Source organism: Arsenophonus endosymbiont of Aleurodicus floccissimus (genome assembly GCF_900343025.1).
Lineage (GTDB): Bacteria > Pseudomonadota > Gammaproteobacteria > Enterobacterales > Enterobacteriaceae > Arsenophonus.
Window position 1 is genome coordinate 467458 of record NZ_OUND01000001.1, and the last position, 23697, is coordinate 491154.

Annotated in this window: 17 protein-coding genes, 1 tRNA gene and 8 pseudogenes; 18 read left to right on the plus strand and 8 right to left on the minus strand. The window is 37.2% G+C overall.

Annotation, left to right across the window (positions count from 1 at the left end; genetic code table 11):
• Nucleotides 1-39: 39 nt before the first annotated feature.
• Nucleotides 40-609 (plus strand): annotated as a pseudogene (gene rimJ, locus ARADI_RS02475) (ribosomal protein S5-alanine N-acetyltransferase).
• Between the two features lie 912 nt (nt 610-1521).
• Nucleotides 1522-3057, plus strand: coding sequence for a murein biosynthesis integral membrane protein MurJ (gene murJ / locus ARADI_RS02480; RefSeq protein ID WP_119711021.1), 1536 nt, complete (start codon nt 1522-1524; stop codon nt 3055-3057).
• Nucleotides 3058-3179: 122 nt separating this feature from the next.
• Here the strand turns inward: murJ and ARADI_RS02485 are convergent.
• Both ARADI_RS02485 and ARADI_RS02490 read right to left on the minus strand, forming a co-directional pair.
• Nucleotides 3180-3256, minus strand: a tRNA-Val gene (locus ARADI_RS02485).
• Between the two features lie 215 nt (nt 3257-3471).
• A pseudogene (locus ARADI_RS02490) lies at nt 3472-4797 on the minus strand (MATE family efflux transporter).
• Nucleotides 4798-4994: 197 nt separating this feature from the next.
• On the opposite strand from ARADI_RS02490, the gene ARADI_RS02495 reads away from it, so the two are divergent.
• The 6 genes from ARADI_RS02495 (at nt 4995) to ARADI_RS20540 (ending at nt 8865) form a co-directional block, all read left to right on the plus strand.
• Complete coding sequence (locus ARADI_RS02495) at nt 4995-5606, plus strand: riboflavin synthase subunit alpha (protein ID WP_119711611.1); 612 nt, start codon at nt 4995-4997, stop codon at nt 5604-5606.
• Nucleotides 5607-6345: 739 nt separating this feature from the next.
• Nucleotides 6346-6567 (plus strand): thiamine pyrophosphate-binding protein, encoded by a 222-nt coding sequence (locus tag ARADI_RS02500; RefSeq protein ID WP_119711022.1) that lies wholly within the window; start codon nt 6346-6348, stop codon nt 6565-6567.
• Nucleotides 6561-6755 (plus strand): hypothetical protein, encoded by a 195-nt coding sequence (locus ARADI_RS02505; protein WP_119711023.1) that lies wholly within the window; start codon nt 6561-6563, stop codon nt 6753-6755. Before ARADI_RS02500 ends, ARADI_RS02505 begins: the two co-directional genes overlap by 7 nt.
• A 298-nt stretch (nt 6756-7053) precedes the next feature.
• Nucleotides 7054-7779 (plus strand): thiamine pyrophosphate-dependent enzyme, encoded by a 726-nt coding sequence (locus tag ARADI_RS02510; protein ID WP_119711024.1) that lies wholly within the window; start codon nt 7054-7056, stop codon nt 7777-7779.
• Nucleotides 7780-7937: 158 nt separating this feature from the next.
• On the plus strand, nt 7938-8276 hold the full coding sequence (locus ARADI_RS02515; protein ID WP_119711025.1) for a hypothetical protein: 339 nt from the start codon (nt 7938-7940) through the stop codon (nt 8274-8276).
• A 301-nt stretch (nt 8277-8577) separates the two neighbouring features.
• A complete protein-coding gene (locus ARADI_RS20540; protein WP_369406973.1) occupies nt 8578-8865 on the plus strand; it encodes a 3-oxoacyl-[acyl-carrier-protein] synthase III C-terminal domain-containing protein in 288 nt (95 codons plus the stop codon).
• A 190-nt stretch (nt 8866-9055) separates the two neighbouring features.
• Here the strand turns inward: ARADI_RS20540 and punC are convergent.
• Nucleotides 9056-10266: pseudogene (gene punC, locus ARADI_RS02525) on the minus strand (purine nucleoside transporter PunC).
• 33 nt (nt 10267-10299) lie between these two features.
• Between punC and punR the strand changes: the two are divergent.
• Nucleotides 10300-11206, plus strand: a pseudogene (gene punR, locus ARADI_RS02530) (DNA-binding transcriptional activator PunR).
• A gap of 19 nt (nt 11207-11225) precedes the next feature.
• Here punR and purR read toward each other — a convergent pair.
• A pseudogene (gene purR / locus ARADI_RS02535) lies at nt 11226-12259 on the minus strand (HTH-type transcriptional repressor PurR).
• 269 nt (nt 12260-12528) lie between these two features.
• Here purR and cydH point away from each other — a divergent pair.
• A complete protein-coding gene (gene cydH / locus ARADI_RS22080; protein ID WP_488656434.1) occupies nt 12529-12612 on the plus strand; it encodes a cytochrome bd-I oxidase subunit CydH in 84 nt (27 codons plus the stop codon).
• Between the two features lie 107 nt (nt 12613-12719).
• Here the strand turns inward: cydH and argS are convergent, their stop codons facing one another.
• Nucleotides 12720-14450: an arginine--tRNA ligase gene (gene argS / locus ARADI_RS02540; RefSeq protein ID WP_119711027.1), complete on the minus strand. Its 1731-nt coding sequence runs from the start codon at nt 14448-14450 to the stop codon at nt 12720-12722.
• 519 nt (nt 14451-14969) lie between these two features.
• Here argS and cutC point away from each other — a divergent pair.
• Nucleotides 14970-15728, plus strand: coding sequence for a copper homeostasis protein CutC (gene cutC / locus ARADI_RS02545; RefSeq protein WP_119711028.1), 759 nt, complete (start codon nt 14970-14972; stop codon nt 15726-15728).
• A 41-nt stretch (nt 15729-15769) separates the two neighbouring features.
• On the opposite strand, the gene cmoB is transcribed toward cutC, so the two are convergent.
• The 3 genes and pseudogenes from cmoB to ARADI_RS02560 form a co-directional block, all read right to left on the minus strand.
• A complete protein-coding gene (gene cmoB, locus ARADI_RS02550) occupies nt 15770-16741 on the minus strand; it encodes a tRNA 5-methoxyuridine(34)/uridine 5-oxyacetic acid(34) synthase CmoB (RefSeq protein ID WP_119711029.1) in 972 nt (323 codons plus the stop codon).
• A complete protein-coding gene (gene cmoA, locus ARADI_RS02555) occupies nt 16741-17496 on the minus strand; it encodes a carboxy-S-adenosyl-L-methionine synthase CmoA (RefSeq protein WP_119711030.1) in 756 nt (251 codons plus the stop codon). Before cmoA ends, cmoB begins: the two co-directional genes overlap by 1 nt.
• Before the next feature lie 127 nt (nt 17497-17623).
• Nucleotides 17624-18021: pseudogene (locus tag ARADI_RS02560) on the minus strand (MAPEG family protein).
• 271 nt (nt 18022-18292) lie between these two features.
• Here ARADI_RS02560 and aspS point away from each other — a divergent pair.
• The 7 genes and pseudogenes from aspS to ruvB all read left to right on the plus strand — a co-directional run bounded on the left by aspS (nt 18293) and on the right by ruvB (nt 23612).
• Nucleotides 18293-20056 carry an aspartate--tRNA ligase gene (gene aspS, locus ARADI_RS02565; RefSeq protein ID WP_119711031.1) on the plus strand — a complete coding sequence of 588 codons (1764 nt, stop codon included), beginning with the start codon at nt 18293-18295 and terminating at the stop codon, nt 20054-20056.
• Between the two features lie 5 nt (nt 20057-20061).
• Nucleotides 20062-20502 carry a dihydroneopterin triphosphate diphosphatase gene (gene nudB, locus ARADI_RS02570; protein WP_119711032.1) on the plus strand — a complete coding sequence of 147 codons (441 nt, stop codon included), beginning with the start codon at nt 20062-20064 and terminating at the stop codon, nt 20500-20502.
• 30 nt (nt 20503-20532) lie between these two features.
• Nucleotides 20533-21276, plus strand: a complete 744-nt coding sequence (locus tag ARADI_RS02575; RefSeq protein ID WP_119711033.1) for a YebC/PmpR family DNA-binding transcriptional regulator — start codon at nt 20533-20535, stop codon at nt 21274-21276.
• A gap of 89 nt (nt 21277-21365) precedes the next feature.
• A pseudogene (ruvC, locus tag ARADI_RS02580) lies at nt 21366-21754 on the plus strand (crossover junction endodeoxyribonuclease RuvC); the annotation flags it as partial.
• Between the two features lie 3 nt (nt 21755-21757).
• Entirely contained in the window at nt 21758-21886 is a 129-nt protein-coding gene (locus ARADI_RS20545; RefSeq protein WP_369406983.1) for a hypothetical protein, read from the plus strand.
• A 116-nt stretch (nt 21887-22002) separates the two neighbouring features.
• Nucleotides 22003-22572: a Holliday junction branch migration protein RuvA gene (gene ruvA / locus ARADI_RS02585; protein ID WP_238149232.1), complete on the plus strand. Its 570-nt coding sequence runs from the start codon at nt 22003-22005 to the stop codon at nt 22570-22572.
• A 22-nt stretch (nt 22573-22594) separates the two neighbouring features.
• Nucleotides 22595-23612 (plus strand): annotated as a pseudogene (gene ruvB / locus ARADI_RS02590) (Holliday junction branch migration DNA helicase RuvB).
• Nucleotides 23613-23697: the final 85 nt, after the last annotated feature.

Consider the following 23697-nt stretch of genomic DNA (forward strand, 5'->3'; position numbering starts at 1 on the left):
TATTTATATTCAGCACACCATATTCTGGAGTTGGCCACGATGTTTAGATATCGAACCAGAAAGCCTGAATGTTATTCTATTACTGAACGTTTGCTCCTACGGTTAGCTTGTGAAACCGATGCTTATCGTCTGGCTTATTATTGCCGGAATGAAAATTTTTTAAAGACATGTGAGCCTATTCGTGATAGCAGTTATTATCAGCCTACTGCCTGGAGTAAACGTTTGCATATTATGGCAGAAATGCATCGTCGTAAAAGTGCTTTTCATTTTCTACTATTAGATAAACAGCAAACTGAAGTTATTGGTGTAATTAATTTCAGTAATATTATTAGAGGGGCTTTTAAAGCTTGTTATCTGGGTTACTTAATCAGTGAAATGTAGCAAGAAAAGGGCTTGATGTATGAAGGATTAATGCCAACGATTCATTTTATGCAAGAACAGCAGCAGATGCATAGAATTATGGCAAATTATATGCTGCATAATCATTGCAGTGGTAATTTACTGAAAAAGATAGGTTTTAAACCAGAGAGATATGCAAAAGCTTACTTACAAATTAATGGTGAATGGGGGGATCATATTTTAATGTCACTAATTACAAAAAATAATTAGAGCTAAATTATTTTATATAAAAACAGAATACTAAGTGGACAAAAATCAACAGATTTAAACTTAATTTTAATATATTAAATTTTACTTGTTAATCATCACTTGCTTACTATTTTTTATCTTTAAAGGAGGCATTCATATAATAGGACAAATCACGAATCATCAACCGATTGTTACTAAAATTGGTTGTATTGAAGATTTTTTTACTGCCATTTAGATATCCATACGAACAATGTTCTGGCAGAAATGTTAAACAATAAAGTTAAAGCTCGATTAAATGATATTATTGTAAAAAACAACGAAATGTTTGGTTTTAATTATTATCAGCAAAATCCATATGAAGAAAAAATATTATTGGAAATTAGGAAAAGGTTATTGTGGTGAATGTTGCGATGAAGTATTAAAACATATTAATAATAATTATTATGAAAAAGTTAACCCAACAAAAGAACACTTTTTTGTTTTAAGTAAGATCAAGCTGAAATTATTGAACCATCTTATAAGTAAATGTTTTTTAACGCAAATGCATTAGAAATGGAGTTTAATAAAATCAATGAAATTCTAAAAAAATTTCCTGATGTCTTTGTCGGTAATAAAAATGATTTTAATAATATGATAATGCTAATTTGTGATATTTTAAGCATTAGTAAATCACAGACCCTTCAATACTGGAATATATCCGATACAACGCGCCAATCGGATGATAAATACATGTTTCGAAGAGAATTAATCTCAAAACCCGAAAACATAATTTACCAGACTAACTTTGTCTAACGGATAATTAAAATATCATTGGAAAATCTGAGCTACATCGCTTTGCTTTGGTAAAAATAGTTATTCTAATTCATGGTCATGCTCACAGACCGCTGATACACTTTATCAATCTATTATGGCCATCATTAATAAAGATATTGCATGAATTTACTAAAATCGTTAGCAGCGATAAGCTCTATGACTATGTTTTCCCGCATCTTAGGATTTATTCGTGATGCGATTATCGCGCGTTTTTTTGGTGCTGGAGCGGCGATAGACGCTTTTTTTGTTGCTTTTCTATTACCGAATCTTTTGCGCCGCATTTTTGCCGAAGGCGCATTTTCCCAAGCATTTGTCCCTATCTTAGCAGAATATAAAAATCAGCAAGGTGACGAGGCTACTCGCACTTTTATTGCGTATGTTTCCGGTTTATTAACATTAATTTTGGCTATTGTTACATTGTCAGGAATATTAGCGGCGCCATGGATTATTTATATTACGGCCCCCGGTTTTACTGATACACCGAATAAATTTGATTTAACCGTTTGTTTATTGAGAATCACTTTTCCTTATATTTTATTGATCTCTTTAGTATCGTTGGTTGGTGCTATTTTAAATACTTGGAACCGTTTTTCTGTTCCTGCTTTTGCGCCTACTTTACTTAATATCAGTATGATTATGTCAGTACTGTTGTTGGCGCCATATTGTGAACCACCTATTATAGCGTTAGCGTGGGGAGTTTTTGCCGGTGGTATTTTACAGTTGCTGTATCAATTACCTTATTTACAAAAAATTGGCATGTTAGTTTTACCGCGTATCTCTTTTCGTAATAGTGGTGTGTGGCGAGTATTGAAGTTAATGGGGCCGGCGATTATTGGGGTTTCTGTAAGCCAGATTTCATTAATTATTAATACTATTTTTGCCTCATTTTTACAATCAGGCTCTGTCTCGTGGATGTATTATGCTGACCGATTGATGGAGCTCCCTACCGGTGTGTTAGGGGTGGCACTTGGTACTATTTTATTACCTTCGCTGGCGAAGAGTTTTTCAACCGGTGATCATAAAGAATATCAGCGCCTAATGGACTGGGGTTTACGGCTTTGCTTTTTATTAGCGCTACCATGTGCGATTGCACTGACTATTTTAGCCGAACCGTTGACAGTGTCGCTTTTTCAGTATGGCAATTTTACCGCCTACGATGCAGTAATGACTCAACGGGCATTAATTGCTTACTGTGTCGGCTTAATGGGGTTAATTGTCGTTAAGGTATTATCACCAGGGTTCTATTCGAGACAAGATATTAAAACACCGGTTAAAATCGCGATTATTACCTTAATTTTGACACAATTAATGAACCTTGCCTTTATTGGTTCGCTAAAACATGCTGGATTGGCGTTATCAATTGGCTTAGCAGCATGCTTTAATGCTTTGATGCTGTATTGGCAGTTACGTCGCCAGGCAATTTTTTCCCCCTTAGCTGGTTGGGGAAAATTTTTGGTCAAGTTAATCGCCGCTTTAATTGTTATGGTAGCGGTATTGTTGCTGGTATTAAATTTTATGCCGCCATGGGAGCAGGGAAATATGCTGATGCGAATCATGCGGTTGTTATTGGTGGTTTTTGCCGGTGCAATGAGTTACTTTGCTGCGTTATTTATTTTTGGTTTTCGTTTGCGAGATTTTTCACAGCGGGCTATTTAGACAAATAAATCTGGTAAGTGATCACTTGTTGAATGAAAAAGCGTAAACGCGCTTTTTCATTACCAATCGAAGCAAGCTGATTGACTTTACAATTTGAAAATGGTATTGGGAATAAATAGAATTGGTGCGTCCGAGTGGACTCGAACCACCGACCCCCACCATGTCAAGGTGGTGCTCTAACCAACTGAGCTACGGACGCAATAAAAATTGCTATGGCGATAATGTGGAAACGAATATTAACGGGCAGTTGCCATTCTGGCAAGGGAAAAAATACAATTTTATGTCTAACTGCTCGTATTTAATGCTATTTAGCATAAAAGCGCAATTTTTCATTTTTTATACCTTATACCCCGTTTGACAACATAGCTATCGAGTGGAATGCCGTAATACAAATTCGTTTGGCTGACGTTGAAGCTATAATATGCGAGAAAGTATCATGATAGCTGATGCCGTTAAGCCAATAATAAAACCGATCCAAAAACCTTTTGGTCCCAGATGCGGCACGATAAAGTCAGTTAAACCAAGTAGATAACCTGTTGGGAGGCCGAGCAGCTAGTAAGCAATGAAAGTGATAAAGAAAATTGAACAGGTATCTTTATAACCGCGTAATATACCAGCGCCAATGACTTGAATAGCATCGGAAATCTGATAGATAGCAGCGAATAACATCAATTGTGAAGCAAATAGGATGACTTCCGGATTGCGATTATACATTAATGCGATCTGCTCTCTAAGTGACACTGTCACAATTGCGGTGCAGCAAGCTACCGTTAAACCTATCATAATACTGGCATAGGTGGATATTTTTGCTTTTTCCGTTGAAGCGCTGCCTAAATTATAACCGACCCGGATCGTTGTTGCGATACCAAGAGAAATAGGAAACATAAACATTAACGAACTAAAATTTAATGCTGCCTGGTGTCCTGCGACGGCGATAATGCCTAATGACGCGACCAATAAGGCGACAATAGCAAACAGAGTCACTTCGAAGAAATAGGCTAGACCAATAGGTAAACCTAACGCGAACAGGCGTTTTAATAAAGAGAAGTCAGGTAATGCAAACTGTTTATTAGCACGGATGTCACGTTGTGAAGGAGTATGGCGTATATACCGGCGCATAAAAAGAAACATAGCCCAATATACCGAGGCAGTGGCTATACCACAACCGACGCCACCAAGAGCCTGTGCCCCAAAATGGCCATAGATAAAAATATAGTTGATAGGTATGTTAATAAATAAACCAAGGAAACCAATAAACATGCCGGGTTTTGTTTTAGATAACCCATCGCACTGACTACGTAAAACTTGATAAAAAAGATAACCTGGTGCTCCCCACATAATAGCACGTAGAAACCGTACCGCTTTATTTGCCAGTTCAGGATCAATATTAGGCATATTATTTATAATATGGTGAGCATTATAAATAACAGCCATGACCAAAAATGATAAAAAGAAAGCTAACCATAAGCCTTGTTGTATATGATTGCCGATAACTTGACGTCGGCCTGAACCATTTAATTACGCCACCACTGGTGTTAAAGCTATTAATAAGCCGTGGCCAAACAAAATAGCAGGTAACCAGATAGACGTTCCTACCGCAACGGCTGACATATCTACTTCACTAACTTTGGCTGTCATTACTGTATCGACAAAACCCATTGCGGTTTGTGAGAATTTAGCAAGAATAATTGGAATACCTAATGCTAATAGGCTGTGTGCCTCTTTAAAATATTTATTCACCCACCATATACCTTATTGGAAATGAATAGAAAACGAAAAGAATTGAACCCTTAAAAATTTGTTTATTGTATCGATTTGGTGAAGTTATAGCTATAAATAGATAGAAAGCTGCCATATTTATTGTTTCTAGAGTGCTTATTTAGCATAACTAGCGTAGAATGAGTTTTAATCTTTTATTAAAATTGGGAACTCAATATATGTATACAGGCATTGTGAAAGGAAAAGGAATACTAGTTGCGGTGGAAGATAGCGTTAATGTTCGTACTTATACTGTCCAATTTCCCACTGAATTACTCGCAGATTTAAAAACAGGTGCTTCTGTTGCTAATAATGGATGCTGTTTAACTGTTACCCATATTGATAGCGATAAGGTGAGTTTTGATTTAATGAAGGAGACTTTGCGACTGACAAACTTATGCAGTTTAAAATTAGGCGATATGATTAATTTAGAAAGATCAGCAAAATATGGTGATGAAATTGGTGGCCATGTTATGTCCGGTCACATCATTACTACTGGCGAAGTAGCCAAAATTTTTAAAGCTGAAAATAATCTCCAAATTTGGTTTTATGTGCATGATAAACAATTAATGAAATATATTTTGCATAAGGGCTTTATCGGCGTTGATGGAATTAGCTTAACAGTAGGAGATGTGGTCAATAATCGTTTTTGTGTCCATCTGATCCCTGAAACCATTGCGCGCACCACAATTGCAGAAAAGCGTCTTAGAGAAAAGGTTAATATTGAAATTGATGCCCATACCCAAGCGGTAGTTGATACCGTTGAGCGAGTGATGGCACAAAAAATATAATCATAGAGCGTGTTTTAAATAGTCGTCACGCTATTTCAATTAGGTTAAGTAATAGCTAAAAGAAGAAACAGGATTTGATAAATAATTGACCAAGATTTCTTCTTATTAGAAAAGTGTTAATGTCAAAAGTGGTTTCCTATGTCTAATTTACTTATCTGTAACTAAGTGATATCTGCAAATAAGCTCTTCTATAAACATTAAATTGCTTCACTCAAAATGGGTCGCCAAGACAAGTTGGCTAATTGTTTTATTTTTCCTTGCCTGGCTCAGGCTATTGCTCATTCAAAAGCGTCTTTATAGAAGAAATATGACAGAGCTATTAAATGAAATTATCAAATGACTACTATTTCATTTTCTCCATAACCAATTGATAGTGATTGTAAATTCCCTCATTCAGCAAGCTAATGCAAAAAAAAAACAATAGAATTTATCATTGAGATAGAAAACCATAAGCAACGCTAATGACAATAGTGTGACTAATAGAAAAACAAGAATTCAAAAAGGTAACGTGAAGGCATCCAGCAACGGATATCAAAGTGGTGTGGTTTTATCGTAATTTTGAATTCTAGCGTGAACATTTTAATCTATTCAAATTATTAGAGGTTACAATGAAGATAACAATTGCCCGTGATTTGATAGAGTTTATCGAGTTTTTAGGTGTTGATTTAGCATTTAGGATATCTGGTGGTTTTATAGTGCCGATATGGCGAGAACTTACTAGATCAAAAAAATAAATGTTATGCACTGCCGAACCGAGGTGGGCAGTGTGTTTTGCGCTTCAGAATATAGTCTTTGTCATAGTAAAATATCTATATCTTTTGCGACAGCAGGCCCGGGAATAAGTAATGCATTGACAGTGTTAAAAACGGCAAAGCTTGATGGAGCCAGAGTGATATTTATCTCAGCTGTTACCACAGAATATCATGATGGATTATGGGGACGCAGGAAACAACAGTGTTAAATGTGAATACCCTTGTGCAGGATGATGGGCAAGGATATTTAGATAAAGTATTTGTTATTAAAAATGAATATTTACAAGCCAGAGAGGATATCCAGAAACTAGTTGCGTCAAATAAACATTTTGTTATCGGTGTTTTTTTAACTAATGTAGTACAAACATTAACAAATAAAAAAACGCATATTAGCTGATTTTCCAACCACAGCTAATCTTACTAACATAGTTTCTTCTACAGATTTTTCTATGTTTATAGAACTTTTATTAGCAAAAAAATCTTTATTCTGGCTAGGCTTTGGAGCCAGGTATGCAGGGAGCAATATCTAAAAAATTATTGAACTGACTAACTCTGCTGTTATAACAACGCCGAGAGGTAAAGGTATTATTTCTGAATATAGCCTGGCCTCCATAGGAACAACAGGGATAGGTTCTATTAGCAAAGAAATAGTTAGGCAGATAACTGGTGAGCGCTCTCGCTATGTTGTCGTAATTATGGGGAGTCGTCTTAGCGAACTGAGCGCATTTTATTTACAAAAAAATTTTAGCAATATAGATTTATTTTATGTTGGTCTGGAGGCAGATAAAATAAGAAATAACCTTCCTTCTAATGCGATTGTTTTTAAAAGTGACATTCAATGTTTTACTGAAACTTTGCTCAGTGCACTTCAGAATAAGGTGATTCATAAACCAGCTGTTCAATATTCAGCGCTGATGGTTGAATTTGTTGATTATATTATTAAAGATAATAATTATTCTGATAAAGTTATCCATCCATTAGCGGTTATGGATATCATTCAGCGTGTCGCAATTAATAAGAATAACTGCTACATAGCTGCTGAGGCTGGAAACTCATTTTTTTGGGCAAGTCACTACCTGAAATTTTCTCAATCTGGGCTTATCGGCTTAGGAACTGCATTTGGGGCTATAAGGCATTATGCTTGTGGATTAGTTGGTATTGTAGCTGGTTTTAAAGAGTGTGCAATTGGGATTATTGGTGATGGTGCTATGTTAATGGCAAATGAAGTCAGTACAGCAGTGCGCTATCATCTTTCTGCTATTTCGTTGATGATGAATGACAGCAGCTATAATATGTGCCGTCAAGGGCTGGAAATGTTAAATAGCGACCCACTCGATTGCAATATACCAGTAACTGATTTTGCCTTGTTTGCTCGTGCTTTAGGGGCAGATGGCTATCAGGCTAATAGTTCTCAACAATAAGAGGATGCTATTGTTGAGGCGATCAAAAATAGAAACCCAGCAGTAATTGATGTCAGAATTGATAAAAATGCAGTTCCGCCGCTTAAAGATAGGATTGAAACGATTAAAGGATTTATAAATGATAAATAATGTTTCGTTAATTTTCCTGTGCTGGTGCATTGCCAAATCAGCAGCAAAACATATTGAGAGAAAATAATAAAAAGACAATATTTTCAACAAATGACGATTATTTACCTGATAAACGTAGTTTATGGCGAATGGATGAGAAGGGAGCGGTGACTAAATTAATGGTAAATTGCTTATCTAAAGCTCCAGAACAGGTGAATATGAATATCAATCAGCTCGATTGTATTATTATTAATCTGGTTTGGCCTGGCAACATCCTGTATGAAGAAGTTATTGCTATTGTTCGGCAGTTAAATATTGTTTGTCCGGTTATTCTTGTCAATTTGGGCACGTCTGCTGGAATGACTACACTTGAGTTAGGTTGGAGCTAGTTTTCTAATGCAAAGCGTAGGCAAGTAGCAGTACTCGCTGCCTGTAATTATGCTCATTGGTTTTCTGTTGAAGACCCAGTAAGTTCTTTACTAAGCGATGGTGCTGCCTGCGCTATACTTGGTTACGACTCAGGTATTTTCCTTGTCCATAGTAAGACAATTCAAACCTATGATATGATCCATTAATATTTATTGATAATCATGTCGAATATACAAACGAATCTGGCAGATTATATTTTCTAAACTGCCTAAAACAATTTTTAATAGCTGCAATCAAATATGTCGAGATGTTGGTAAAGATATTAGTGATATTCGATATTTTTACATTTATGATCCAACCTCTTGGGTCACTGAGGTAGCAGCAAAAGTCCTTCAGGTAAGTGAAAATAAAATTTTAACCCTATTTGATAAATATGGCAGTTTGGGGCTGGCGCAAAATTTTTTCGCACTGATAGAATTGAATACGAGTTCAGATCTTTTTCCTGATGATTTGATTATTCTGTTCGGATTTGGGCCTTTATCCACCTCAACTTCTTTCCTATTGAGTTGGAGGAAAATTCCTACCGCTATTGATTTTATCTCAGTTTAAAATAACAACTCAATATTTTGTTTTATACATTAAGATGGATGATATTGTAATTTTAAGTCGACCAATCCTTTTCGAAATGGGAAAGTCGGACTTTCCCATTTGATTAATGAATGAAATTTTACCTATGACTAGAATATACGCTGTCAGTTGAAGTCAGAGATTTTCACACGGGTTTGTTTAAAAATTTTTCTTACTGTTCGAAGGCTCCCGGCCTGGTATTGATTGAAGCTTTTCTTTTTTGCTGACAATAACCTATTAACAGAGGAACAATAGTGGCAACCATAACACTGCTTGTTGCTAATAGAGAGTTGGTAATGAGGCTATATACTGCTAAACTTGCGGCAAAACATAAACCAAGCTGGAGAGTATTTTGTAAAGCGGCGGCTTTACCACTGTCTTGAGGAAAGACACTTAATGCATTTGATACCAAAATAGGATAACAAGCTCCGTTCATCGCCGCCATACAACAGAAAGGCAGTAATAGAGCAAATAAATTAGGTTGTGAATAGATAACAAGGATAAAAATGACAAATACACTTATTCCATAACCGATAAGAATAATTGGTAGCAAGATTTGGTTTTTTATTTTGGCTATTAAATAACGCCCACCATAGTCACCGAACATAAAAGCGATAGTTTGTGGTACATAACTGATGCCTATATCCTGCGGATCATATCCCATTTGAGTTAAAATAAAGGGGGATCCTGTTAGCCAAGCAAAAAAACCAGCGCTACAGGCGGCATAAATTAAATACATTACCGCTAAAAATAGCAGAATATAGAAAAGTGATAAATGTGGTGGTTGATTTTGTTTTGTCAGTTTTTTCAGAATATTTTTTCCTGTAACAAAATGGTGGCCAGAAAAAGCAATATTCCAATGATAGCTAAGGCAAAAAATATCATTTGCCAGTTGTTACCAGTTAGAAGCCAGGCACCTAATAGGGGAGTTAATGCTGGTGACAGTGCAACTAAAAGCATAATGGTAGCAAATACCCGTTTAGCATATTGGCCGCTAAAACGATCGATGACCAAAGCTTGCCAAATTACAGTAGTTGAGCAAACTCCAACACCTTGAATAAATCTCAAAATAAGCAATTGCGTGCCATTAGTGATCCACAGTGTTGCCAAACAACTAATAATAAATAGAGGCAAGCCAATTAATAAAACCGGTTTTCTACCAATACGGTCGGAAAGCGGCCCCCAACTAAGTTGCGCAAAGGCAAAGCCACATAAAAATAGGCTAAGACTTGCACTGATGGTATTTGCTGAGGTGTTGAGTTGCTGTTGCATTATACTAAAAGCCGGTAAGTACATATCAATGGCCAAAAAGCCGAGCATACTTAAACCAGCAAGATAAAGCATAAAGCCAAAATTGGCTTGATTGGGGTTATTTTTATTCATATTGTTATTAAATATTTTGATAGGTAAAAGGCTATGTGGTCAGAGTATTCCTTGGAAGTGATTGATGCCGTTGAGAGAACGGGCAGTTTTAGTGCAGCTGCCATAGAGTTACATCGAGTTCCCTCTGAGGTCAGTTATACTGTAAAACAGCTGGAAGAGTGGTTATCGGTTCCTTTATTTGAAAGGCGTTATCGTGATGTTTGTACTTACTGACGCAGGTAAATTTTTCGTTAAAAATGCGCGTAATATTATTAAAACGATGCGTGAAACTCGTCATCAGTGTCAACAAATTGAAAATGGTTGGCATGGACAATTTAGCATTGCTATTGATCGGGTAGTTAAACCGGATAGGATGTTGCAATTAATATTAGATTTTTATCGCCACTTTTCTGATATCGAACTTTTTATTCAGCAGGAAGTTTATAATGGTGTATGGGGAGGCATTAGTCGATGGTCGAGTGGATATTGCAATTGGTGCAACCCGTGCGTCACTGATTGGCGATAGATATAGTTTCCGTGAATGGGATTTATTCCCTGGTCATGTGTTGTCAGTATCAATCATCCTTTAGCACAAATAAACGAGTTAATTAGTGATCAACAATTACGTTTCTATCCCAGTTTATGTTTAGAAGATACCTCTCGCTACTTACCAAAACGAGAAACTTGGGCATTAGATAACCAAAAAAGGCTTATTGTGCCAGATGGGGAAAGTGGTCTAGCATGCTTGAAAAATGGATTATGCTTAGGATTTGCGCCTAAACATCGGGTAGAGCAACTTTGTTGCAAAAATGAATTAAAGACATTGCAGATTAAGCAACCCTTACCTGAGAGTCCGTGTTATATCATATGGAATGAAGAAAAACGTTCCCCGACATTGAGTTGGCTACTGGATTATTTAGGTAATAGCGAGACACTCAATGCCGAGTGGTTAACTAATTGATAGCGTTTAAATCCAGGGATCATCTTCGGTAGTCAATAAATGGACCATCGACAACTGAACGACGTTCAATCAGCTCAGGGTGTATTTTAATCGTTTGAGCATCTTGATGTTTATTAATAATGCGATCAAGTAGCATGGTAAAGGCTATTTGACCTAAACGTTCTTTGGGCTGATAAATGGTAGTTAATTTAATGCTGGGGTAAAAAAACGCGCATTACGCACATTGTCGTAGCCAATAATAGATATATCTTGTGGCACTCGAATTCCTAATTCATTCGCAGCGTTGATAGCCCCCATAGCCATAATATCACCGCCACAGAAAATGGCAGTTGGTTTTTGTTGGTGACTTAATATTTGTTTCATCGCCTCGTAGCCGGAAGCTGGTTCAAAATCACCCTCAACAATCCATTTGTTATGTGGCTGGATGTTAGCTTCCTTCATGGCATTGAGAAAACCTTGCCGCCGGCCATTGTCAGTATTGCGTTTTAATGGTCCAGAGATAATACCTAAATCACGATGACCTCGTTCGATAAGATAACGCCCGGCAAGATAGCCACCATAAACTGCATTATCAATGATAATATCGGTAAAATCACCATGGGCTTTGTCCCCAATCCATCACTACCATTAGAATATTACGGTATTCCTCTAACATCTGGAGTAGTTGGTTGGGGTATTCTGAGCACATGACAAGTAAACCATCAACCCGTTTTTGCGCTAACATTTGTAAATAGGCTTGTTGTTTATTTAGGTTGTTGTGCGAATTGCACAGGATCAATGTATATACTTGACTAAAACAGTTGTTTTCGACTGATTCAATGACTTCTGCAAAGTAAGAGCTTCATTAGATGCGGCTAATAAACCAATAGATTTAGTATGATTAACTTTCAAACTACGAGGAGCAACGGCACTGGGAGAGTAATTAAGTGTTTTAATGGCTGCCCTAACGATCGTTTTTATTTCTTCGGCGACAAAACGGGTATTATTAATTACATGTGATACGGTGGTAGTTGAGACACCAGCAAGCTTTGCCACATCCTTAATTGTTGCCATGATTATAAAGACCCAATTCCCAATTCCCAATTCCCAATTCCCAATTCCTTTACTATTGTTTAAAAATTATTGTTATTGATCTATAAAAATAGATAATTAAGTTATCAGTAAACTGATTATTTTGTCTGATTTGCAGTAAAAACAAAAGTATTAATCAATCTTTGCTAGGTGATATAATAGAAAATAGCTTTTATTGTTGTATGATATTATGACATTTAATGATTTTTCATTAATTAATTTATGAATAAGACAGTGTGAATAGTGAGGTTATGGATACCGATTTTAAGTATGGTTTATGTACTGCGATAGTTGCATTATTAATGATCGTATCTTTTGTTTCTTTTATTTTATGAGCATCATATTGGCTTAATTGCCTGATTTTTATCGCTACAACATTCTGGCTTAACCAGCATCATGGACAGCAGGCTGCACTATTGGCAGCCTATAGTCTAATAAGGGATTACATTTTTTCTACCGTTTCAATCCCTAATGTGTCTAAACCAATTTTTAAGGTTTTTTGCGTTAGTAATGCCAGTTTTAATCTACTTTCTTTTGATGCGTTATTTTTTGCACCTAAAATTGGGCAATTTTCATAAAAACTAGAAAATAAACCTGCCAGATCATATAAATAAGCACACATAATATGGGGTAAACCGTCGCGAGCAACGGTTAGTATTGTTTCCTCAAATTGTAATAAACGAGTCGCTAAGGCTTGTTCATACTGATTTGCTAAAATCACCGGCTCGCTTAGTGCTGTTGGATTAATATTAGCCCGTTTAAAAATGGAGGCCACACGGGTATAAGCATATTGCATATAAGGCGCGGTATTACCTTCAAACGCTAACATATTGTCCCAGTCAAAAATATAATCAGTGGTACGATTTTTCGATAGATCGGCATATTTTACTGCACCAATACCCACCACCTGACTAATCGATTGTAACTCGTTTTCTGGCATAGCTGGATTTTTTTGCCGAATAAGATCACTGGCCCGCTCAATTGCTTCATCCAGTAAATCGGCGAGCCGGATTGTTCCGCCGGCTCGAGTTTGAAACGGTTTAACATCTTTACCTAGCATCATACCGAACATATGATGCTCTAATGACATTGTATCGGGAATATAGCCGGCTTTACGAACAATAGTCCAAGCTTGCATCAGATGTTGATGTTGTCGTGAATCTATATAATATAGCACCCGATCAGCATGTAACATTTCATGACGATATTTAGCGCAGGCAATATCTGTTGTCGTATAAAGATAACCACCATCTTTTTTCTGGATGATAACCCCCATGGCATCACCCCCTTTAGTCTTAAATTCATCCAGATAGACAACCATAGCGCCATCACTTTTAACGGCCAACTTTTTAGCTATTAAATCAGCTACAATATCAGGCAGCATATTATTATATAAGCTTTCACCCATCACATCGTCTTCCGTCAGTGTGACATTTAAACGATGATAGGTGTGTTGATTTTGCGCCATGGTAATATCGACCAATTTGCGCCACATTTTCCGACAATATTCATCACCAGATTGTAGTTTAACCACATAATTACGTGCAAGTTCAGCAAAGTTTCCATCTTCATCATAATGTTTTTTAGCTTCACGATACAAAGTCTCGAGATCAGCTAAAGTCATATCGGTAGCATTTTCTTGTTGAACTTTTTCCAAGTACGCAATTAGCATACCGAATTGGGTGCCCCAATCGCCGATATGGTTAGCACGTATTACTTTATGACCTAAAAACTCTAATGTACGAGCAACAGCATCGCCAATGATAGTAGAACGTAAATGACCAACATGCATCTGCTTTGCTACATTTGGAGCGGAATAGTCAATAATGACGGTTTGTGGCGTAACGGCGCTAATTGCCAATTTTTCATGTTGCAAGGTAAGTTCAATTTGTTCGGCTATCCATTGCTTATCAAGAAAAATATTAATAAAACCAGGTCCCGCTATTTCAACTTTACTGGCAATATTTTCTAGATTTAGTAGCGGCAGCATTTTTTCAGCTAATTGACGTGGAGGAATGCCGATTTTTTTAGCTGCAGACATGACGCCATTAGCTTGGTAATCACCGAATTGGGCTTTTGTTGAAGGGCGTATATGTGCCTCACTACCTTTAGGAGCCCCTGCGGCAATTAATGCATTACTAATTTTTTCTGAAAGAAGAGCCTGAATATTCACCTGATTACCTTAATGATGAAGATAGCTGTCGTGTTCAACTTAGTCAGATACAGCTATGAGGATCGTAATAAAAATAGCTGGCTTTATACCATAATTAGCTATTCACATGCTACTATCAACTATTTGATCGATAACTCTATTGTAAAAAGTAATATCAGATAGGGATCGCTTTTTATCATCTTGCTCAGTGACAATAGAGGATTTTTGATTTATCTAACTTTTAAAAATTATACGGCTGCAAAAATTGCAATTTTGATTAGAAATATTAATTTAAAAAAAGGGCTATGTTAAGTCTCTTTATTTTCCAGATTAAAATTTATCTTCATGAAAAGTTAAAAATATATTGAAAATTTGTTATCAAAAGTTAATGATCTTTTATAAAAAATATTATCCTTTTCCATTAAAATTAATTACTTGTATTACTGTTTGAAAAACGGGTATTTTATTTGCAGAATAGTATACTTATTAATTGATAATTAAAAATAGAAATAACAATAATTAATCAGAGGTGGCAGTATTATGATAACCCTGGAAATTTGCTGCTATAGAGCTGAATGTGCGCTAATTGCGGAAAAATGTGGCGCAGATCGTATTGAACTTTGTTCCAGTCCAGCTGAAGGTGGATTAACGCCTAGTTATGGTTGTTTAAAACAGACTAAAGATACGATAAAGATCCCCGTTCATCCAATTGTACGTCCTAGAGGAGGGGATTTTTGTTACAGCGATAGTGAGTTTGAAACTATTAAACATGATGTTAAATTTATCAGGCAGTTAGGTTTTCCTGGTGTGGTATATGGCATATTGAATCGAAAGGGGCATATTGATATACCTCGTATGCGTATTTTAAAAGCATTATCTGGGGATATGGCGATTACTTTTCATCGTGCATTTGATATGTGCATTAGCCCAAAACAGGCCTATGTACAGCTGACAGAACTTGGTGTTGCCCGTATATTAACTTCAGGCCAGCAGCAGAATGCGGAATGTGGTTTACCGTTATTGAAAGAATTAAATACATTATCTGCTAAAACCCTAAATGGCCCGATAATCATGGCGGGTGCTGGGGTAAGATGTTCAAATTTGAAGAAATTTATTGATGCAGGGTTACCGGAAGTGCATACATCTGCTGGAAGAGTAATGCCATCGACCATGAACTACCGCAAAGCAGGGGTAACGATGAGTTCCAATATGGAAATGGATGAATTTACTCATTATTGTGTAGATAGTGATGTGGTGGAAGCAATGAAAAATTTATTAGCTATTGCTAATAATGATTGATTACAAGTTTAGCGTAATGACGGTATTCAATACCGTCAAGTTTACCTTTTTTTAGCAACTAAAGTTGCGCGTAGAGGAGCCGGATAACCTTCAACTGTCAAATGCATGTTATTTGGGTCAAGAAAATTTGCTAATGATTCGGTTTCCATCCAGGCTGTTTTTCGCTGTTCTTGTACGGTTGTTACTGTTTGATCAACAATATGCACATCACAAAAGCCACACTTTTCTAGCCAGATTTTAAGCATTTTGGCTGAGGGAATAAAATAAACATTACGCATTTGGGCATAACGTTCTTCAGGTATTAAGCATTGGTTTTCATCACCTTCAATAACTAAACTTTCCAGTATTAGCTCACCACCGGAAACTAATTGATTTTTTAGTTTATAGAGATGATATAACGGTGAACGCCGATGATAAAGTACACCCATTGAAAATACAGTATCAAAGGCAGCTAGCGTCGGTAGTTGCTCGATACCGAGAGGCAATAGATGTGCTTGTTGATTATTGCCAATTAATTTACGTATGGCTTCAAATTGATATAAAAATAGTTGGGCAGGATCAATACCGATGACATTTTTTGCGCCTTCACCAACCATTCTCCACATGTGATAGCCATTACCGCAGCCGACATCAAGTACCTGTTTATCTGTTAATGGAGAAAGATGAGGCAGTATACGTTGCCATTTCCAGTCCGAACGCCATTCGCAATCAATATTAATATCGTAAAGGGAAAATGGGCCTTTACGCCAGGGCATTAGGCTTTTTAGCAGTAAAGTGATCCGTTGCTTATCTTTTAAACAAAGTGGTAACTCATTTTTGGCTATCACTGCGGTTTTTAGATCTAAGTGAGTGGGTGTCATAGCGTGCAGATTTTGCACTATTTTTTGCCAATAATTAAATTGCCCATGTTGAGTGGTTTTTTTCCATTGTTCAATTTGGCATGGCAACGTTTCTAACCAATGGCTAAGTGATCCTACCGCGATTTGTTGATAAAAATGGCCAAAATCTATCATCAAACTTGTTCCTTGATAGCGAGTAGTGAACCGAAATTGAAACATTGAAACCATAAGTCACAATGATTGAACCTTGCTGCCAACAAACGTGATTTATGTTTGCTAATTGAGTCCGTTAACATGCTATTTTCTAGCATATTGCGTTTTTGACTTATCTCTAATTCACTATAGCCATTGGCACGCTTGAAATCATAATGCATATTAAACAGTAAATTGCCAATTTTCTCGTCGCTAAAATTAAATTTTTCTGATAACACTAAGACACCGCCAGGATTTAGCCCTTGGTAGATCCGGTTAATTAATTGTTGTCGAACGCTTGGTGCAATAAATTGTAGGGTAAAATTTAATACCACCATTGAGGCATTTTGTATGTTGATATCCAGAATATCGCCTTTAATGATTTCAACCGGCGTATTCGCTTTATAAGCATGAACATTTCGTTGACAACGCTCAATCATGGCCGCTGAATTATCAATAGCAATTATTTTACAATTTTTCGCCTCAATATTACGACGAATTGATAATGTCGCTGCGCCTAAAGAACAGCCGAGATCATAAATAGTGCTATTGTGTGTGACGAAACGTGTCGCAAGCATACCAATCATAGTAATAATATTTGAATAGCCAGGAACAGAACGTTTGATCATATCAGGAAAGACTTCGGTAACTTTTTCATCAAATTGCCAATCACCTAAATTGGCAATAGGAGTGGCAAATAAGGTGTCTTTCTGTTTATCTAAAATTTGGCTGGACATAACCTGTGAATTAATTAAATAGCAAACGGTGATTAATTCTAACAGATTTTATGTTAGTACATAAATTAAAACTCATTAACATGGCAAAGAGTATAATGATGACCATGTTAATGAAATAAATCTTGCATTAAAGATCAAACGAAAAAATTTGTATCCAAGGCAAATAATAAATGTTAACCAGGATCATTAAAATCATAGAACTATAAGTCATTATTTGGCCAAAATAACGCCAAGTTCGTTCTCTATGTTTTAGGCCAAAGTAATGAAAAATTCTAGTGATGATAAAAATTAACCCACAAAGATGAATAGCCCAAACGGGGGCACCATTCATCGCCATCATCAATAATAACAGCATAGAATAGGAATATACTCAATTGCATTACTCTGAACGCGTAATGCTGCTTGTAATTCACAAAAACCACCATCACCGTAAGTAACTTGATACTGAGTTCTGAGTTTAATGACTTCCAAAGATAACTTAAACAATATTAAAGCACTAAATACAATGTACAGAGAACTAACCATTTTTTCCCCAATTTTATTAGGCAAAACAGTGAAATAATGATACATCTCAAAACTTCAACAGTTACCATAAATATAGTATTTAAATCAATAAAAAGCTTTCAGATTGCGAATATGTTAAAAGTTATCTGGCCAATATGATAAGGCGTACTTAATTCCCAGTAGAAATTTCTGTATAATAGCGATATTTTTTGATTATGTTTAAATTAATAGTACTAAAACGGCTAGTGCAATCGACTCTGCAAGTTGAGTATGATGAGTAAAAGGATATCGTATGCGGACAAATTATTGTGGGCAATTAGGTGTTGCTCACGTCGGACAAAAAGTGACTCTCTGTGGCTGGGTTAACCGCCAGCGTGATTTAGGTAAATTAATTTTTGTCGATATAAGAGATCGCGAAGGTTTAGTGCAAGTTGTTTTTGTGCAGGAAAATCATGCCAAACTTTTTACCCAAGCGTCACAGTTACGCAATGAATTTTGTATCCAGATCACAGGTATGGTAAGAGAACGTGAACAAATCAATAAAGAGATACCGACTGGTGAGATTGAAATTGTTGCACAAGCATTGACGATTATTAATCGTTCTGAACCATTACCGATAGATAGCAATCAACAAAATTCCGATGAAGTAAGATTAAAATATCGTTATCTTGATTTAAGGCGGCCGGAAATGGCAACGCGCTTAAGAGAGCGAGCCAAAATTACTAGTTTTGTGCGTCGTTTTATGGATGCAGAAGGTTTTGTTGATATTGAAACGCCTATTTTGACCAAAGCAACACCAGAAGGTGCGCGTGATTATCTTGTTCCAAGCCGCGTTCATAAAGGTGAGTTTTATGCTCTGCCGCAATCACCACAACTTTTTAAACAATTATTGATGATGTCTGGCTTTGATCGCTATTATCAGATAGTAAAATGTTTTCGTGATGAAGATTTACGAGCTGATCGCCAGCCTGAATTTACTCAGATCGACGTAGAAACCTCTTTTATGACTGCCGAGCAAGTTCGTGAAGTGATGGAGCGTTTGATCCGTCAATTGTGGCAGGAAAATAAAGGTATTGAGTTAGGCACTTTTCCGGTAATGACTTTTGCTGAGGCCATGCAACGTTATGGTTCAGATAAACCAGACTTACGGAATCCTTTAGAATTGGTTGATATTGCTGATTTGGTCAATGCCGTTGAATTTAAAGTTTTTGCTGAAGCAGCCAATGATCCAAAAGGCCGTGTGGCTGCACTTTGTGTTCCAGGCGGAGCCACATTAACGTGTAAACAACTTGATGGTTATACTGAATTTGTTGCTATTTATGGCGCCAAAGGATTAGCTTGGATGAAAGTTAATTCACTGACTGAAGGTCAGGCAGATATTCAAAGCCCGATTGCTAAGTTTTTACCACCATCCGTGATTGATAATTTGTTAGCACGTACCCAAGCTAAAGCGGGTGATATTTGGTTATTTGGTGCTGGTAAACAAAATGTTATCAATGATGCAATGGGATCATTACGGTTGAAAGTAGGGCGTGATTTAGCAATCACACAAAATAATAGCTGGAAACCGTTATGGATTATTGATCTTCCAATGTTTGAGGAAGATGAAAATGGTGAGCTTAATGCTATGCATCATCCTTTTACTGCACCGAAAGATTTTACACCGGAGCAACTACAAGTCAATCCTTTAGCGGCCGTGGCTAATGCCTACGATATGGTCATTAATGGTTATGAAGTTGGTGGCGGCTCAGCGCGTATCCACCATAATAAGATGCAACAAGCTGTTTTTGAAATTCTTAATATTAGCCAATCAGATCAGCAAGATAAATTTGGTTTCTTGCTTGAGGCATTACAATATGGAACACCACCACATGCCGGTTTAGCATTTGGTTTAGATAGACTTGTTATGTTATTAACGGGAACAGAAAATATTCGCGATGTGATTGCGTTTCCAAAAACAAACGCAGCAGCTTGTTTGATGACCGATGCACCCAGTGTGGCTAATCCGGCCGCATTAGCGGAATTGGCCATAACTGTTGCTCCAAAAACTAAATAGATACTATGCAATATAAACGGCCGGAATCAGTATTAGTTGTAGTTTATGTGCAATCGAGTCGTCAAGTACTGATGCTACAGCGGCGTGATGATCCTGATTTTTGGCAATCAGTTACCAGTAGTCTTGAGGATAACGAAACACCCAGAGAGACGGCATTGCGTGAAGTTAAAGAAGAGATAGGTATTGATGATATTATTAATCAGTATTTAACGTTAGTTGATCTGCAACACAGTCTCTATTTTGATATTTTTTTTAAATTTCGTCATCGTTATGCTCCGGGTACAATCCAATGTAAAGAGCATTGGTTTTCTTTGGCCTTACAGCAAGAGCAGGATTTTTTATTAAAGGAACATTTGGCTTTTCGTTGGTTACCTGCTGCTCAGGCAGCAGCATTGACCAAGTCATGGAATAACCGTCAGGCGATTGAACAATTTGTTCTAAAATGATTTTTATTGACGTATTTTGGGAGATATTTCATGGCAGGTCATAGTAAATGGGCCAATACCAAACACCGAAAAGCGGCGCAAGATGCTAAACGGGGTAAAATTTTTACTAAAATTATTCGTGAACTGGTAACAGCGGCTCGTTTAGGTGGCGGTGACGCTGCATCAAACCCACGATTGCGTGCGGCGATTAATAAGGCATTATCTAATAATATGACGCGAGATACGTTAAATCGAGCAATCGCACGTGGTGTAGGTAGTGATGACAATGATAATCTGGAAACGATCATTTATGAAGGCTATGGCCCATGTGGTACGGCTGTTATGGTTGAATGCTTAAGTGATAATCGTAATCGTACAGTTTCTGATGTCCGCCACGCCTTTACTAAGTGCGGTGGTAATTTAGGTACAGATGGTTCGGTTGCTTATTTATTTACTAAACGTGGCGTGATCTCATATGCACCAGGCATTGATGAAGATAATTTAATGGAAGTGGTATTAGAAGCGGGTGCTGATGATGTCGAATCTTGTGATGATGGCGCCATCGATGTTTATACTATGCTGGAAAGCTTTGGTGATGTAAAAGATGCTTTAGATGCGGCTAGTTTTAAGGCTGAAGCTGCCGAGGTGACAATGATCCCGTCAACCAGAGTAAATTTAGATGCTGACACTGCACCTAAACTTTTACGTTTAATCGACATGCTGGAAGATTCTGATGATGTACAAGAAGTGTATCATAATGGGGAAATTTCAGATGAAGTTGCGGCTCAGCTATAATTAAATCAACTTTTTATATTAAGAGATAGCATGCTGATTATCAGTATGCTTTTTCTTTGCATGTTTAACTTACTCAGTGAGTCAAGAATATGGCGATTATTCTTGGGATTGATCCTGGTTCGCGTATTACCGGTTATGGTGTTATTCGTCAACAAGGTCGACAGTTGATCTATTTAGGTAGTGGCTGTATACGTACTCAGGCAGACGATCTGCCAACACGTTTACAACGTATTTATGCAGGCGTCACTGAAATCATTACCCAATATCGACCGGACAGTTTTGCTATTGAACAGGTGTTTATGGCAAAAAATGCCGATTCTGCTTTAAAATTAGGTCAAGCAAGAGGCGTGGCGATTTTAGCTGCAGTTAATAATCAATTACCAGTTTTTGAATATGTGGCGCGACAAGTAAAACAACCTTTTGTTGGCACGGGAGCGGCGGAAAAAAAACAAGTTCAGCATATGCTCTTCTCATATTGAAATTGTTATCGCATCCTCAAGCTGATGCGGCTGATGCTTTAGCTATTGCGATCACACATTGTCATTTTAATCAAAATCTGGCTCGAATAGGTGAGCCAGAACTATCATTGGCTAAAAGACGCTTGCGTTGATGACTGGATATAAATCTAGTATTTTTTTATAATATAAGCATTAGCAGAATAACCTAAAAGAGGAAATCGATGTGATTGGTCGCTTGCGAGGCACTATTTTGTAAAAACAGCCGCCTATTGTTTTGCTCGAACTAAATGGTGTAGGTTATGAAGTTCATATGCCAATGACCTGTCTTTATGAATTACCAGAAATAGGTCAGGAAGTGATCTTATGGACTCATTTTATCGTGCGTGAAGATGTGCAGCTTCTATATGACTTCAATGATAAGCGAGAAAGGGCATTCTTTCGTGAGTTAATTAAGGTTAATGGGGTAGGCCCTAAATTAGCGCTGGCCATTTTATCCAGTATGTCAGCTTATCAATTTGTTTCTACCATAGAGCAAGAAGCGATTACTAGCTTGGTAAAATTACCAGGTGTTGGCAAAAAAACCGCAGAACGGCTGGTGGTTGAAATGAAAGACCGCTTTAAAGGGCTTAATGGCGATCTATTTAATAATAGTGCGATAGATTTACCTGGCTCATCAGCGGCAAAACAAAATAGTCATGATATTGAAGCAGAGGCAGTTTCGGCATTAATTTCTTTAGGCTATAAACCACAAGATGCGAGCCGTATGATCGGCAGAGTTGCTAATGGAGCTACTAACTGTGAAGCATTGATCCGCGAAGCACTGCGAGCTGCATTATAAATAATAAGTAAGGACCAAACCTATGATTGAGGCTGATCGTTTAGTTTCTGCTGAGAATTTACCTGATGAAGACGTGATTGATCGCGCTATTCGACCAAAACTCCTTACTGAATATGTCGGGCAACCTCAGGTTTGCCAATAGATGGAAATCTTTATCCAGGCAGCTAAATTACGAGCTGAAGCACTTGATCACTTGCTGATTTTTAGTCCACTTGGGCTCGGTAAAACGACATTAGCGGGTATTGTGGCTAATGAATTGGGTGCAAATTTACTTACCACCTCCGGCCCAGTGTTAGAAAAGGCAGGGGATTTAGCGGCAATGCTAACCAATTTAGAACCGCATGATGTACTCTTTATTAGTGAAATACATCGTTTATCGCCGGTTGTAGAAGAGATCCTTTATCCGGCAATGGAAGATTATCAACTGGATATCATGATAGGAGAAGGGGCTGTTGCGCGTTCAATTAAAATTGATCTACCTCCTTTTACTCTAGTTGGTGCAACAACCAGAGCCGGCTCACTGACATCCCTGCTTAGAGATCGTTTTGGTATCGTTTAGCGTCTTGAATTTTATAATGTCGATGATTTACAGACGATTGTATTACGTAGTGCTCACTTTATGGGGTTAGAAATTTCTGATGCCGGTGCGAGACAAATTGCTATGCGCTCACGGGGAACGCCGCGGATAACTAATCGTTTATTACGGCGAGTAAGATATTTTGCCCAAGTAAAAGGCGATGGTATTATCGATGGTGACATTACTTCACAGGCATTAGATATGCTTAATGTTGATTCAGCCGGTTTTGACTACCTTGATCGTAAATTATTGATCGCTATTATTGATAAATTTATGGGAGGACCAGTAGGATTAGACAATGTGGCCGCTGCAATTGGTGAAGAAAGGGAAACCATAGAGGATGTTCTTGAGCCTTTCCTGATTCAACAAGGATTTATTCAGCGTACTCCCCCGCGGTCAAATTGCGACTAATCATGCTTACCGCCATTTTGGAGTTAATAAAGATCATGATGATGCTAGTTAAGCTTATTAATGGGGTTAAATTTATTGCTTGTAATTTGCTAATATAATCATGCTAATTATTTTTAATGTAGTTTAACATCTGGTTA

Coding starts and splice junctions, on each gene's coding strand:
- nudB (WP_119711032.1), top strand. CDS start 20,062: ATGCAATATAAACGGCCGGAATCAGTATTAGTTGTAGTTTATGTGCAA.
- ARADI_RS02500 (WP_119711022.1), top strand. CDS start 6,346: ATGCACTGCCGAACCGAGGTGGGCAGTGTGTTTTGCGCTTCAGAATAT.
- cmoB (WP_119711029.1), bottom strand. CDS start 16,741: ATGATAGATTTTGGCCATTTTTATCAACAAATCGCGGTAGGATCACTT.
- ARADI_RS02575 (WP_119711033.1), top strand. CDS start 20,533: ATGGCAGGTCATAGTAAATGGGCCAATACCAAACACCGAAAAGCGGCG.
- ARADI_RS02510 (WP_119711024.1), top strand. CDS start 7,054: ATGGGGAGTCGTCTTAGCGAACTGAGCGCATTTTATTTACAAAAAAAT.
- cydH (WP_488656434.1), top strand. CDS start 12,529: ATGGATACCGATTTTAAGTATGGTTTATGTACTGCGATAGTTGCATTA.
- aspS (WP_119711031.1), top strand. CDS start 18,293: ATGCGGACAAATTATTGTGGGCAATTAGGTGTTGCTCACGTCGGACAA.
- cmoA (WP_119711030.1), bottom strand. CDS start 17,496: ATGTCCAGCCAAATTTTAGATAAACAGAAAGACACCTTATTTGCCACT.
- cutC (WP_119711028.1), top strand. CDS start 14,970: ATGATAACCCTGGAAATTTGCTGCTATAGAGCTGAATGTGCGCTAATT.
- murJ (WP_119711021.1), top strand. CDS start 1,522: ATGAATTTACTAAAATCGTTAGCAGCGATAAGCTCTATGACTATGTTT.
- ARADI_RS02495 (WP_119711611.1), top strand. CDS start 4,995: ATGTATACAGGCATTGTGAAAGGAAAAGGAATACTAGTTGCGGTGGAA.